Origin of the sequence: Dyella sp. 2YAF14 (genome assembly GCF_052114725.1) — a bacterium.
GTDB lineage: Bacteria > Pseudomonadota > Gammaproteobacteria > Xanthomonadales > Rhodanobacteraceae > Dyella.
This window is the reverse complement of sequence record NZ_JBFRFH010000010.1, coordinates 79,384-93,758: the sequence shown is the minus strand read 5'-3', so window position 1 is coordinate 93,758 and position 14,375 is coordinate 79,384. Positions and strand designations below refer to the sequence as shown.

Annotated in this window: 9 protein-coding genes; 2 read left to right on the top strand and 7 right to left on the bottom strand. The window is 64.0% G+C overall.

All coding sequences use genetic code 11. The annotated features are described in order from the left end of the window. Positions 1–188 precede the first annotated feature (188 nt). Both AB4Y82_RS14715 and AB4Y82_RS14710 read left to right on the top strand, forming a co-directional pair. Positions 189–2,630 carry a TonB-dependent receptor gene (locus AB4Y82_RS14715; RefSeq protein ID WP_441602837.1) on the top strand — a complete coding sequence of 814 codons (2,442 nt, stop codon included), beginning with the start codon at positions 189–191 and terminating at the stop codon, positions 2,628–2,630. 201 nt (positions 2,631–2,831) lie between these two features. Continuing rightward, on the top strand, positions 2,832–4,412 hold the full coding sequence (locus AB4Y82_RS14710; protein WP_441602838.1) for a tryptophan halogenase family protein: 1,581 nt from the start codon (positions 2,832–2,834) through the stop codon (positions 4,410–4,412). Between the two features lie 66 nt (positions 4,413–4,478). On the opposite strand, the gene AB4Y82_RS14705 is transcribed toward AB4Y82_RS14710, so the two are convergent. The 7 genes from AB4Y82_RS14705 to AB4Y82_RS14675 all read right to left on the bottom strand — a co-directional run bounded on the left by AB4Y82_RS14705 (position 4,479) and on the right by AB4Y82_RS14675 (position 14,368). Then, entirely contained in the window at positions 4,479–4,940 is a 462-nt protein-coding gene (locus AB4Y82_RS14705; protein WP_441602839.1) for a hypothetical protein, read from the bottom strand. A gap of 108 nt (positions 4,941–5,048) precedes the next feature. Beyond that, complete coding sequence (locus tag AB4Y82_RS14700; protein ID WP_441602840.1) at positions 5,049–5,999, bottom strand: hypothetical protein; 951 nt, start codon at positions 5,997–5,999, stop codon at positions 5,049–5,051. A gap of 255 nt (positions 6,000–6,254) precedes the next feature. Further along, a complete protein-coding gene (gene pip, locus AB4Y82_RS14695; protein ID WP_441602841.1) occupies positions 6,255–7,208 on the bottom strand; it encodes a prolyl aminopeptidase in 954 nt (317 codons plus the stop codon). A gap of 224 nt (positions 7,209–7,432) precedes the next feature. Further along, on the bottom strand, positions 7,433–10,363 hold the full coding sequence (locus tag AB4Y82_RS14690) for a TonB-dependent receptor (protein WP_441602842.1): 2,931 nt from the start codon (positions 10,361–10,363) through the stop codon (positions 7,433–7,435). Positions 10,364–10,592: 229 nt separating this feature from the next. After that, positions 10,593–10,973: an MliC family protein gene (locus AB4Y82_RS14685; RefSeq protein WP_441602843.1), complete on the bottom strand. Its 381-nt coding sequence runs from the start codon at positions 10,971–10,973 to the stop codon at positions 10,593–10,595. A 3-nt stretch (positions 10,974–10,976) separates the two neighbouring features. Then, positions 10,977–12,968 carry a serine hydrolase domain-containing protein gene (locus AB4Y82_RS14680; protein WP_441611437.1) on the bottom strand — a complete coding sequence of 664 codons (1,992 nt, stop codon included), beginning with the start codon at positions 12,966–12,968 and terminating at the stop codon, positions 10,977–10,979. A gap of 467 nt (positions 12,969–13,435) precedes the next feature. Then, positions 13,436–14,368: an AraC family transcriptional regulator gene (locus AB4Y82_RS14675; protein ID WP_441611435.1), complete on the bottom strand. Its 933-nt coding sequence runs from the start codon at positions 14,366–14,368 to the stop codon at positions 13,436–13,438. Positions 14,369–14,375: the final 7 nt, after the last annotated feature.

Below are 14,375 nucleotides of genomic sequence, written 5' to 3'. Positions count from 1 at the left end.
GCAAGGGTTCCGGGGGAATCTTTAACTTGCTGCCGCGCGTCAAGCTTCTGCCGGGGAACCGGTCTATGATCCGCATGACAGCGCTGTCATCAATCTAAATGACAGCGCTGTCATCGGGGATGACATCAAACCAGTCGCCGTCGAGGGCGGTGACGAACAACAATCCGAATGAATTGAGGGGAAGCCAAATGAAGTTGCGCTATTCGGCGTTGTACATCGCCATGTCCCTGGTACTCGCGCCTGGCGCAGTGCTGGCGGCGGATCAGGATGCAGCGCCGCAGAGCGCGTCTTCGCAAAACGCCACGCCGCCGGGCGAGCGCAAGGTGAAGCAGCTCGATGCGATTTCGGTGAGCGCGACCAAGAGCGAGACGCTGCTGCAGAAAACGCCCGTCGCAGTCAGCGCCATCACGCCCGACACGCTCGACAAAGAGCGCGTCATGACCGTGCAGGATCTCACCAAGCTGGTGCCGGGCCTGCAGGGCACCAGCCAGGGCGACCACGGCGTGGTCACGCTGACCTTGCGCGGTATCGGCAACGACAGCGCGAAAACCGAATACGCCGATCCTGAAGTCGCCACCTTCGTCGACGGCGTGTACGCGCCGCGTGCGGAAGCTGCCTCCGGCCTGCTGCTGGACATGGATGGCGTGGAAGTGCTGCGCGGTCCGCAGGGCACGCTGTGGGGTCGCAACTCCACCGCCGGCGCCATCAGCTTCCAGACGGCCAAACCCGATATCGCTGCGGGCTTCTACGGCAATGCGCAGGTGGAAGCGGGCAACTTCAACGAGTTGGGCGCGCGCGGCGCATTCAATCTGCCGATCAGCAGTACCTTCGCCATGCGCGTAGCGGTGGTGCACGAGCAGCACGACGGTTACGTCGACTACCAGAATCCGTCCACCGAGCTGCCCAGCGTGGCGCAGCAGCAGCAGGCGTATCTGGCCTCGCCCGCATCGGGCGGCACGCTGGCCAACTTCAAGCCGATCGACCCCAGCCAGTACGTGCAGGGCGGCAAGAAGTACAACTCGCAGGATCAGTCCGCCGCGCGCGTGAGTGCCTTGTGGCAGCCCAGCGATACGTTCAAGTGGAACCTCTCCTACGAGTACTTCCTCGATCGCGGCACGCCGGATCTGAGCCTGATGCAGACGCCGCGCCAGGGCCAGGAGTTCTGGTCCGCGCTGATCGACACGGCGCCGTACCTGGACCGCACGTCCAAGACGGTGCGCAGCCGCATGGACTGGAACATCAACGATGGCATGGAGCTGAGCTACATCGCCGGCTACAACCGCTACTCGGGCAAGAGCGACTTCGACCAGGACGTCGGTGTCAGCGTGCCCACCAGCTTCACCACCAACGGCGTGTACCAGGACGACCGCACCAACTACTCCAACTACGAAAGCTGGAGCCAGGAAGTGGACCTGAAGTCGACCGGCCCGCAGACCGTGGACTGGATCGTGGGCGCGTACTACGGCTACGAAGACAACAACATCCGCTTCGACATCCCCATCATGAACGGCACCAAGTACGGTTCCGTGAACTGGCAGGGCTCCTTCATCCAGCCGAAGGAAACGGTGGAGTCGTACGCCTTGTTCGGCCAGGCCACCTGGCACATGACCGATCACTGGCGCCTCACCGGTGGTGCGCGCTGGTCGCATGACGACAAGGAAAACAAGGGCGGCATCAACTGGGGCTGGAACTACGATCCCAATGTGCCGCAGCTGCCGATCTCCCCGGGCGTGTATCCGGATCCGTCCAACGGCTTCAGCATTTCGCAGCGGAACACGGCCAAGTACAGCAAGAGCAAGCCGACCTGGCTGGTGCGCGTGGATACCGATGTCGGCGCCAACGGCCTGCTGTACGCCAGCGTGTCCACCGGCTACAAGTCCGGCGGCACGCAGGACGCGGGCACGCTGTACAAGCCCGAGACGCTGACCAACTATGAGATCGGCAGCAAGTTCAGCTTCCTCGATGGCCGCATGACCTGGAACTCGGCCGTCTATTACGAAGACTTCAAGAACTTCCAGCTGTCCGCGCCCATTGTCTATCCCGACGGCAACCATGGCCTGGGCTTCTCCAACGTGGGCGGCAGCACCAAGGTGTTCGGCATCGAATCGGAGCTGGCGTACCAGACCAAGGACGATCGCGCCAACCTGATCTTCTCGGCCATTCCGAAGAAGGAGCTCGGCACGCTGGTCTACGCAGGCAGCAACGATTACCAGGGCCTGCCCGCCTGTCCGCCGGCGTCCAACCTGGCCAACTGCGCAAACGTCACCGGCAACGATCTGCCGCACGCGCCCAATGTCTCGCTCACCGCGATCTACGAGCATGACTTCCATCTGGGCAACGGCGGTCGACTCACGCCGCGCGTCAGCGCGCAGTACCAGAGCTCGCAGTGGCTGAGTTACTTCAACCTCGGCTCCGGCGACCAGCAGAAGGCGTATACGCGCGGCGACCTCTCGCTGCGCTACACCGAGCCGGGCGACAAGTGGTGGGTCAACGCGTACGTGCAGAACATCTCCGACGGAAAGGTCCGCACCAGTGCCGGTCGCTTCCTGATGTCTGATGGTTCGCTGCAGTACGTATCGCAGTACCTGGCGCCGCGCACCTACGGTGTGCAGCTGGGCGTGTGGTTCTGATGAAGTTCGGGGCGGCCCCATGACATACGCGCCGCCGATGGTTTGCCGTTCTATAGGCGATGCTCCGGGGAGCATCGCCGCCTCTCCCCTTGAATGGCTTTTTTGCCGGGCCCGCGTGGGGCGGCCCGGCAGTTCTTTCTTACTATCGTCTGCGGATGCATTGCCGCAGCGCGCTGGCCTGCCCGCCAGCCGGGAGATCCCATGGCTCGTCTGAAGAAAGTGCTGATCGTCGGCGGTGGCACCGCCGGCTGGCTGGCCGCGTGCTATCTCGCCAAGGCGGTGAATGCAGTCGATCCCCATGGCGTGCAGGTGCATCTGGTGGAATCGCCGGATATCGGTCTGCTCGGCGTGGGCGAGGCGACGTTTCCCTCCATTCGCGGCACGCTTGCCGCCATCGGCCTGGACGAGCGTCGCTTCCTGGTCGGCGCGACGGCGACGTACAAGCAAGGCATTCACTACCGCCATTGGGTGCGCCCGCCGGGCACGCCCGGTGCGGATCATTTCTTCCATCCTTTCAATGCACCGAGCCAGCGTCCCGGTGGTCCGGAGCTGCTGCCGTATTGGCTGCTCGGCGTGGCGCCGGAAGGCGTGCCGTTCGCCGATGCGGTATCGATGCAGAGCGCCCTGGTCGATCACGGCAAGGGCCCCAAGCGCCTCAAGGACCCCGATTACCAGGGTCCGTTGAACCACGCGTTCCATTTCGATGCGGCCTGCTTCGCGCGCGTGCTGGCCGAGCATGGCCAGGAAGCGTTGGGCGTGCAGCGCCATGTGGCCACGGTAGAGCGCGCGGAGCTCGACGAGCACGGCGCCATTGCGCGCGTGGTGACCAAGGAACTGGGCGAACTCACCGCCGACCTCTACGTGGATTGCACCGGCCTCAAGGGCATGTTGATCGGCAACGTCATGCAGTCGCCGTTCCGCAGCCGCGCCGACGTGCTGTTCGCCGATCGCGCGGTGGCCATCCAGGTGCCTTATGCGCAGCCGGATTCGCCGATTCCGTCGTATACGATTTCCACCGCGCAAGAAGCGGGCTGGATCTGGGATATCGGCCTGCAGAAGCGGCGCGGCGCAGGTTATGTGTATTCCTCGCGGCACACCGACGTGGAGCGAGCGGAGGCGGTGTTCCGGAACTATCTTGGTCCGGTCGCAGAGGGCCTGAAGGCCTTCCATATCAAATTTGAAACCGGCTATCGGCCGGAGCACTGGCGCAAGAACTGCGTGGCGGTGGGACTTGCCGGCGGCTTTGTGGAGCCGCTGGAATCCACCGGCATTGCGCTGATCGAGTTGGCGACCTATCTGCTCACGCATTTGCTGCCGAGCGATACCGACACGATGGAGCAGGCCGCGCGCCACTTCAACGAGATGATGATCGCGCGCTACGACCGCATCATCGATTTCATCAAGATGCACTATTGCCTAAGCCAGCGTCGCGACTCGAAGTTCTGGATCGACAACGCCGATCCGGTGAGCATTCCCGACACGCTGCAGGACAAGCTGGCGCAGTGGAAGCATCGGCCGCCGCATCGGCTGGACTTTGTCAGCGACCTGGAGATGTTCCTGGTCTCCAGCTGGCAGTACGTGCTCTATGGCATGGAATTCAAGACGGACCTGTTGCCCATGCGCAACCTGTATCCGCGCGTCGACGAGGCGCGGCAGGAATTTCGCAATATCCAGGTGGCCGCATCACAGGCCTTGCACGATCTGCCCGATCATCGCGCCCTGGTGGAGCAGATGTGCAAGGAGTTTCGCGAACGGGCGGGTGTCGAGAACGCAGTGGCGTAGCGCCGCTGACCTCCGCGCTCAATGCAAGCACGCCAGCGCCTCGATGAAGCGCTGGCATGCGGCGGCTCAACGCCCGTAGTGAATATCGCCGATCGCGTGGTCCACGGCCGCCTGGGCCTGGTCCACGTGCATCAGGGCGCGATGCTTGAGTTCGCGCGACTGCGGATCGTCTTCTTCGCGATCGATATCGTTGTGCACCTTGGCCAGCAGCTGTGCAGCCTGATGCAGGCGGCCCGGCTGGTCCGTGCCCATGTCGACCGACGGGTGATCGTCCAGGTTCTTGCCGTCGTCATAGGCGGCGTGCTTGATCTCGCCCATCGCGCGGTCGATCTCCGAGATGGCGATATCTTCCTGGCTGCTCACCGCAGCATCGCCCGGACGATGCGAGAGCATCCAGCGTGCCGCACGCAGATCGGACAGCGCGTGCAGGTAGGCAGGGTGGCGACCCGGCATATCGGCGTGGGCAGCCAACGGCAACAACACGGCCAGGCTGGTCGTCAACATCATGCGCTTGCAAAGCAACTTCATGCGGCCCCCTCGGGTAGGAAAGTGGCCGCATTATTCAGCGCCCCCGCTTGCGCAGGCCTTGCCGGAAGAACCTGCGTTTAGCCGGCGGTTGGCGATGCGCAAGCGTGCTCAGGGCAGTGTGGCGACGCCTGTCGCACCGAACGTGCGGATGGTTTCGTCGATGGCGAAGTCCGTCGCATTCATCGACGGGTCGGCGCGATAGCGGTCCCAGTCCCGCTCCATCGCGCGCAACAGCACGCGACGTGGTGTATCGCCGATATCGGCGGGTGATTGCCCGGCGCCTGTCCCATAGGTCGCCGGAAGCTTGGCCTGCATGAGCAGGCATAGTGCTTCCTCGATGTCGTAAGCCGTGCCGCCGTGCGCATAGATCAGGTTGATGGCTTGCGATGCCTTGTGGCGCTTCTTCCAGTCGTCAGCGTGGCCGCTGAGCATCATGTGGGTGCCGTCGTAGCCCACCACCGCAGGCAGGCTCGCATCTTTCATGGTGGCAAACATGATCGGGGGATTCTGCATGTTTCCACCGAGCGGGCCGAGCGCGATCACCGCGACCTTCACCGTGGAATAGGGAAAGCGCAAGCGCGTGAGTCCTTCCAGCCGCTCGACGTTGCGGGCCTTCGCCTCTTCGGCCTTCCATGCAGCGATGGTCTCCTGCTCCCTGGGTTCCACGTTTCGCCGCCAGTAGGCCATGAACGCGGGGAAGTGCGACTCACCCTGCTTCAACGCTGCGACCAGTGCAGCGCTGTTGTCATAGGTGTAGGCGAGCCGATACAGGTCGGCGTAGCTGCGGATATCCGACACCATCGCGTACGCGGGGAGAAAGGCACCGGTATTGAGCTCTTTGACGTCATCGAGCGGCACGGACGCTCGCAGGTCGGGGAAGTTCGCGTTGTCCCGATGCAGCAGATAGAACAGGAAGTCGGCAAAAGGCGAGGCGACAAATTCCAGCGAGGGAGCAGCCTGGCTTGCATCAGTCGATGGCGCAGCATGGACAGCGCCTCCCAGCAACATCAGAACGGCGACGAGAAAACCCAGCGTGTTTCCAGCTTTGCGTGCGCGCATGTCAGTCCCTCATTGGCGTGGCAGTTCGACAACCCCTGAAGCCAGGCACATCCATCCGGCCGGAGTCGTTGGGTCCGGTCAGACACGCGAATGCCGCAGCATCGCGTCTATCTTTCTGAGTTCAGGCGACGCAACAAAGGGGGACGTCGTCGCCAGATGACTGCATCAAACCCCAGTCACCCGTCGGTGACAAGGGGGAGATATCGGCCACGCGGCACACGTTGTGCGCACGCGTGGCGATCTGCTGCTCCGGCATCACACGTAGCGATCGGCCAAGGCATCCGTCGCGCTGACCAGGACATCCACGATGGCGGGATCGGCCGCGCTATGACCGGCCAGCACGATATGGAATGCCGCCTCTGGCCATGCATTGGCGAGGTCGCAGGCGCTCTTCACCGGACAGATGATGTCGTAGCGGCCATGCACGATGGTGGCGGGGATGTGCCGCACACGGTCCACGTCACGCAGCAGCTGATCCGGCTCGAGGAAGACGCGGTGGCGGAAGTAGTGTGCTTCCGCGCGTGCCACGCTCACGGCGGCATGCGGGTCCTCGAAACTGCCGGGCTCGTCGGGATCGTGGACCAGCGTCGTGCTGCCGCCCTCCCAATTGCCCCACGCGATCGCCGCGGCGATGCGGACGGCCTCGTCGTCGCTGTCCAGGCGTCGCCAGTACGCCTCCACCATGTCATGGCGTTCCTCCTCGGGGATATGCGCGAGATAGCGTTCCCATCGCTCGGGAAAGATCCAGCGCGCACCGCCATCGAGTTCGTTGAACCAGCGCAGCTCGCCGGGCCGGCCGAGGAAGATGCCGCGCAGCACCAGCCCGAGCACACGTTCGGGATGCTTCTGCGCATAAGCGAGCGCCAGCGTGGAACCCCACGAGCCACCGAACACGACCCAGCGTTCGATGCCGAAGAATTCGCGGATGGCTTCGATATCGCTGACCAGATGCACGGTCGTGTTGTCGCGCAATTCCGCATGCGGCGTCGACTTGCCGGCGCCGCGCTGGTCAAACAGCACGATGCGGTAGCGCGCCGGGTCAAAGAAGCGGCGGTGATACGGCGACACACCAGCCCCCGGGCCGCCGTGCAGGAACACCACCGGCAGGCCATCGGGATTGCCGCATTCCTCGACGTGCAATTCGTGGATGTCATCCACGCGCAGGCGATGGGTGCGGTAGGGCTCGATCTCGGGGTATAGCTCGCGCACGGGTGTTCTCCGTTGAAGTGCTCGTCCCAGCATAGCCATCCCTGGTCTCGTGGGGCAGTCGCGCACAGGGTGCGCTCCCACAGTGTGAAGGCTACGGAGCCATGGTGGGCGAACAATGGGCGCTGGCCATCGTGCTAACGATGGCCAGCGCCCACCCGATCCATCCGCCAATTTCCTTCATGCCGCTTCCCTGGGGCGTTAAGGCGAGGCGGGTCGTAACCCGATCAGAGCTTGTAGTTGATGCCGAACATCACCGTGCGGCCCCAGGTGTTGTAGTCGAGCGGACGTCCGATCGACACGCCATTGGGCAGCGCGGAAATCTGCGCGGTCTTGTACGCCGAGTTGGTGAGGTTGTAGACCTGCAGCAGCACCGACAGGCCGTTCCATGAGCCATCGGTGAAGTTGTAGCCGGCCTGGAAATCGGTCTGCTTGTCGGCGAGCACTTGCTGATAGCCCAGCTGGTCGAACAGGGCGATCGCTTCGCCGGTGAAGGAGGAGCGATAGCGTTCGGAGATGCGCACCGACCAGCCGTATTTCTCGTAGTAGAACGCCAGGTTCGCCACCTTGCGCGAGAGGCCGGGCAGGGTGGACGGCGCGCCCGGAATCGAGGACACCGAACTCACCGGCACGGTGCTGTTGGTCAGCGAGAAATTGGCCTGCATGCCGAAGCCGTCGAGCGGACGGGCGATCAGCGCGCCTTCGAGCGCACCGGACAGTTCCAGGCCTTCCATGCGGCCGCCCGTGCCGTTTTCCGGCGTGGTGAACGAGCCGATGTTGCTGGTCGGCACCAGGGTCGGATCGTTGTTGACGTACTTGGAGAAGTCGTAGTTGAGCACCGTCTGGTTGTAGATGTAGTTCAACAGATTCTTGTTGAACACCGCGACGGCGACGTAGCTGGACTTGCCGAAATACTTCTCCCACGACAAGTCCGTGCCCACCGCGACATAAGGCTTGAGCTCCGGATTGCCGCCGCTGCCCGTCCACAGCACCTGGCCGGCCGCGGGGCCATCGGTGACCTGATACACGCCGGCCGAGGTGGCGACCTTCTCATCATCGATGCGTCCGCGCGTCATGGTCTTGGCGAAACCGAAACGCAGGTATTGCTGGTCGGCGATCTCAGCCGCCAGGTTCAGGCTGGGCAACACGTTGTTGTACGTGGTGCCGCCGCTGATATTGCCCACCAGGGTGTTGCCGTTGGTCTGCAGCGCTGTCGACGACTGGTCGGTGTGTACAAACTGGACGCCCATATTGCCGCGCAGCGGCACGTTGCCCAGCATCGTGTCGATATTGAACTTCACGTAGGCGACCGGCACTTTCTCCTCGACGCTGTAGTTGCGCGCCCAGTCGCCCTGGCCGTTGCCGTCGGTGAGATAGAACTGGCTGTTCAGCGCCGCCAGCACGTTGTAGTTGAGGATCGGCCCGATGCCGCCGTAATTGATCGAGGTGGGTCCGTACAGGAAGGCCGGATTGACCGGTACCGAGTAGCCCGGCTGGTAGGTGCTGCCGGTCGAACCGTTGCCGTTGAGCCACGCGAATTGCACGTCCGCCGACTTGGTCTTCTTGCGGTCGGAGTAGTTCACGCCCACATCCACGGTGCTGAAGATCCAGCCCACCGGATGGGAGACCTGCAGGCGGATCGCCTTGATCACATCGTTCTGGTGGTCGAACTCCTGGCGGCCGTTGTAGCCGTAGCCATCGGGGTCGGTGAACTGGATGCCCGATGGATCGGCCAGGTTCACGCCCGCGTTGAAGTTCGGAAAGCCGTAGTTGAGCGGCGTGGCGAACTGCACGCTGGTGGTGCCCTGGCCAGGAATGCCGGTGAACAGGTAGGCGTCGTGCAGGTCTTTCTTCGCGCTGGAATAGGACAGATCCGCCACGCCCTGCCAACCGCCGCCGAATTCGAACTGGTTGTTCCAGCCCACCGAGAACAGCTTGTCGTGTTCCTTGGTGTACTCGTTCTGCAGGATCGGCCGGATGCCATCCATCGTGCCAGTCGTGACGACCGGATAGGGTTGCGACGGCACCACGCCCACATTGCTGTACACGGCGGGGCCGGCGTTGTCATAGGGGCCGCTCGCCCACTGCACGCCGTTGGTGGTCTTCTTTTCGTTGAAGGTGGAGTAGTAGGTGTCCAGCGTCGAGTGGTACCAGTCGTTCGGCGCCCACTCGAGCACGGCCATCAGGCCGTTGCGCAACTGGTTCTCCGACTGCGCGCGCAGCTGCATGCCTTCCTGCGAGAGCACGCCGTCGGGCAGGCCCGGCGAATGTGGTCCGCCCCAGGCGCCTTCGATGCTGCCCGGGCCGTTGTTGAGGCTCCACCACCACGCCTGGTACTGCTTTTCCTGGATCGGCGAATCGAGTTGGGCGAAGCCGATGGCCAGGCCCAGCGTGTGATCCAGAAACTGGTCGACGTAGGAGAAGCTGGCGCGATGGCCAAGATCGCCCACATCCGAGCCCGGGTTGTTCTTGCCGTTGGTGGTGTACTCGCCGCGCAGGTTGGCCACGATGGTACGGGTGGACAAGTCCAGCGGCTTGAGCGTGTGCAGGTCCACCGTGCCGGACAGGCCCTGGCCGATCAGGCTCGCATCAGGCGTCTTGTACACCGCCGCGCCGCTGATGAGTTCCGCAGGGTATTGATCGTATTCGACGCCGCGGTTTTCGCCGATGGTGGCCTGCTCGCGGCCGTTCAAGGTGGTGCCGGCAAAGTCGGGCGCCAGGCCGCGGATGGAAATCTGGTTGGCACGACCATCCACGCGTTGCGTAGCGAGGCCGGGCAGGCGCGCCAGGCTTTCGGCGATGCTCGCATCGGGCAGCTTGCCGATGTCTTCGGCGGAGATGGCCTCGATGATGTTGTCCGAGTTCATCTTGGCCTTGATTGAATTCTCGATGCTGCCCGCGATGCCGGTGACGGTGATCGCATCGAGCGTGGCGGCTCGGTCTTCCGATTTGGGCAGCGCGTTCTGGTCGGTCTTTGCAGGCTTCGTAGCCGGCGTCGGCTGGGTGCTCTGCGGCGTGCTGGATGGATCCTGTGCCTGTTGCGCAAACACCGGTTGCGCAGCCGCCAAGGCGATCAGGGCAGCGGCACATGCAACGGTGAGTGGGCGCTTGGCCCCGATGAAACTTGCGACGAAAACCTGCGAGCGGCGACCGTTCATTCCCTTCCCCATGACGTGATTCGATGACTGCACCCCCCGGTGCAGCACGCTGAAACGCACTTGGACATGACCGGCAATTTCTTGCGGTCAGACTTTGGGCGGTAGGTTTCTGCGTGGAGGGGGAGCATGAGCGAGAGAATTTGCCGCTGTCATCATGCGACGCAGCAAGTTCGTTCATGGTGCTGAAGGAGACGCGCTCCCCGGTTCAGCGAGGTGAGGAGACTGTCGTCTATTTGCTGGACGACGACGTGCAGCCGGCAACGATGGGCGCTGCGTTCGGGCCGGCGGTCATGTCGTACAGGTCGCCGTTGTTGCCCTTGGTCCACCACGTATACGGACCGGCCACGTATTTCACGCCGGAGCCGGCCATGGTGTCGACAAACAACATGGGCTTGTCCTTCACCAACAGCAGCGCAAAGCTCTGGCCGCCATGGCTGTTGTAGTACGTCACCTTGAGCGACTTGCCAGCCTGGCATTGGTAGTTGCGCTGCAATGTCCCGTCCACCGGGATCTCCGGCACGTTCAGCGTATCGGCCAGCGCCGTGGCGCCAGCCACGGAGACTGCCGCGCCCAATACCAGGCGCAGCCCGTTGCGATGCAAAGCGTTCATGGCTTACTTCACCTCGTCGTAGACGTATTCATGCTGGTCGTCGCGCAGGACCAGCTTGCGATTGTCCGCCGTGCCGGAGACGACGAATTCGAAACCATCGGATCCCGGCGAAATGGTCACGAACGACAGCGAGCCGTCGTCGTTCTTGCGTGACGCCACATCGCTATGCCACGCGCCGAAGTTGAAGACCAGGTTCTTGCCGCTGCGATCCACCTGGATGCTGCCCACGGCCGGGTTGCGATAACGGTCCGCCAGCTTGGCTGCCTGGGCGGGATCGGCGGGCACGGTCAGGCGCTTGCGCTGGGCGGCGATCTCCGCCTTCAGCCGCTTCACGCCGGCATCGATGTCACCCTGCGCCAGCGGCTTGCCGTCAAACAGCACTTCGAGCAGCCGGCGCTGGAACGGTCCGCGTATGAACACGCCGGCGTCGGCATTGGTGAGGATCACCGCACCCACGCCCTGCTCGGGCAACCACAGCATGTCCGAATGAAAACCGGCCAGGTCGCCACCGTGATGCACCACCGGGACGCCCCAGGTGTGATCCACCATCAGGCCCATGCCATAGGTGGCCGTGGTGCCGAGCGCCACGTTCGGCTTGCGGCGTTCCAGCAAGGCTTCTTTTGATACGTAGCGTTTGCCGTCCGGCAGTATGCCGTTGGCCAGCTCCATCTGCACATAGCGCAGCATGTCGCTCACCGCGCTCCACGCCGCACCGGCGGGACGCGCCGCGCGGATGGAATCATTGATGCCCATGCCGGCCACCGCCGTATGGCCGTCCACATCCATGCCGTGTGGCGTGGCGTGGTCGCCGAGCAGGGCGCGGTCGTAGTCGAAGGTGGTGATCTTCATGCCGAGCGGATCGAACACCTGCTTCTGCATCGCCAGGTCGTAGGCCGCGCCCAGCTCCATATCCGGATACAGCACATGGCCGCCGATATAACCGGCCGCTGCCGCCATCAGGTTGGAGTACTGGAACAGCTCGCCGAACTTGCTGGTGGGCTGCATGCCCGACAATGCCCGCAAGACTGTCTCCGGCGTGGCGTCGCGACTGTTGAGCAGCCATTCCATGTCCTGCCGCGGCATGCCGGTGCAGGCGCAGATCAGGTGCTTGATCAGCACTTGCCTGGTGGTTGCCGCGTCGCCCAGCCTGAAGCTGGGCATCACTTGCACCACGGGCGTGTTCCAGGTGAATTTCTTTTGATCGACCTCGCGCGCCAGCATCAGCGTGGTCAGCGCCTTGGTATTGGAGGCGATCATGAACAGCGTGTCGGCGTCGATCGGCTCGGGCTTGTTGATCTCGCGCACGCCCAGGCCGCCGGCGAACACCACCTTGCCGTGATCGATCAGGCCGATGGCGACGCCCGGCACGTCGTACGCCTTGCGTGCATCGTCCACGAAACTCTTGAGCGTTTCGATGCGCGCCGCATCGAGCGGATGCGCCTGCCTGCCGGCGAAACTCTCGCGCTGGTAGCCCTTGGGCAACAGGCGGTCGGAGATCGCGCGCAGTTGCGAGGCGCGCTTTTCGCCCACCGCATTGGCCACGTCGTAGATCAGCACGGTGTACTGGTCGCCATGACGGTAGGCGATGGCGGTGACGCCGCGCTTGTCGTTGGCGGAGGTCTCGTAGTTGTAGATGCGGATCTGGTCCCAGTTGTCGCGCGGGGATACATCGGTCGCCACCTGCAGCGGCCAGGTCTTGGCGGGGGCATAGGCCTTCCACGCTTGCGCCACGGCGTCATCGGGAGTGCCGGCCTTCACGTCCACCAGCACGGCCTGCGAACCGGCCTCGGGCGGATTGAGCGTCAGCTTGTTGCCGCTGGCGTGCAGCGTCCAGTCGGAGGGCAGCATGAATTGCGTGCCGGACGATGTGCTCTTGGGAGCATCGGCCTTCACCGCCGCGCCCGCGGCCGGTGCAGCAGGTGAGGTCGCGGTGCCGGCCAGCGAAGAAGCGGCCAGTGCAAACAGCCCGACAAACACAACGCAACGCATCAACATGGAGGTACCTCGCAGCGAGGGAAACGCTCTGTTGTCACGCGCCGGAACGGCGACCCGGCGCGACATGGTCGGAGACACGGGTGGTCCGGGGGAGTCTACACAGGTTGCGATGGCGTGCCAGTGCGCGTGGCCTCCACAGCGCACGCGCTACGCCGTGCCATACAGACGCCGCGATGCGGTCCGGTCCGGACGGCGCGGCCTTGCCACCGAGCGTACGGCTAAGCGCGACCTGACCGTTCCATCGATAGGGGAACTGCGATGAAGCGTTGGCTGTCCTTGCTGCTGTGCCTGCTGGTCGTCCGCCCGCTGTCCGCGGCGGATGCCGGCAAAGACCCCAAGACCGTGCTGCTGGCGTTCTACAGACTCGCCATGCAGGACTTCAAGCCGGCCGAGGCATGCGAGAAACCAGTGAACCCCCATTCGATGTTCTGGGCGCAAGTGCATGCCGCCCTCGCGCTGAGTCGCACTCAATTCAACGCAGCAGCGTGCACGCCTTCGCCGCGCACACGGCCGGGACATCGGCCGCTCACACGCTTGAACAGGCGGCGAAAGGCCGCTTCGCTGCTATAGCCCAATTGCTGGGCGATGCCCGCCACCGATTGCTGGCGGTCGCGCAACAACTGCTCGGCCACGCTGACGCGCCACTGCGTGACATATTGGATCGGCGGCTGCCGCATCAGCTGGGTGAAGCGCTCGGCAAACGCGGAACGGGACATGCAGGCCAGGGCGGCCATCGATTGCATGGTCCAGGCCTTGCCGGGATGGTCGTGTACGGCCTGCAGCACGCGGGAAATACGCGGATCGGCCAGTGAGGCAAACAGGCCCTGGCGTTCTTCCGTGGTGCGGGAGTAATCGCAGATCGCCAGCGTGAACAACGCATCGGCCAGCTTGTTGAGCAGCACAAGGCGGCCGGCGCAGTCGGCGTGCACCACCTGCGCCATGGTCGAAGCCAGCTGTCGGAACGGAGCGCTGGCGTCGGCGGCATGGATGACCATGCAGGCGGGCAAGGCCAGATTGAGCGGATGCTGGGAACTGCCGGTGAAGCGGAACTCGCCGCAGATCAGGCTGGTCTGCAGCATGTCGTCCCCGTCCCCGTCCCCGTCACCGCCGATGCCGCTGAGCCGATGCGGCGCACCGTGCGGAAAGATCACCAGGTCGCCGGTTTCAAGCGTCACCGCGCCGCCGAGTTCCTCGCTTTCCACCTGGCAGCGGCCGGTGCCCACCAGATGGAACAAGCCGCACTCATAGCGCGGTGCATCCGCAAACCACGAACCGCAACGATGCAGCTCGGCGACCACCTGCACCTGCAGCATCGACCGGTTGAGCAGGGACTCCAACGCCGGTTCCACCAGTCGCGGGCGCGGGCCGGCGGGTAGCGACGGATTCGGTTCGATGGACATGGGGTTC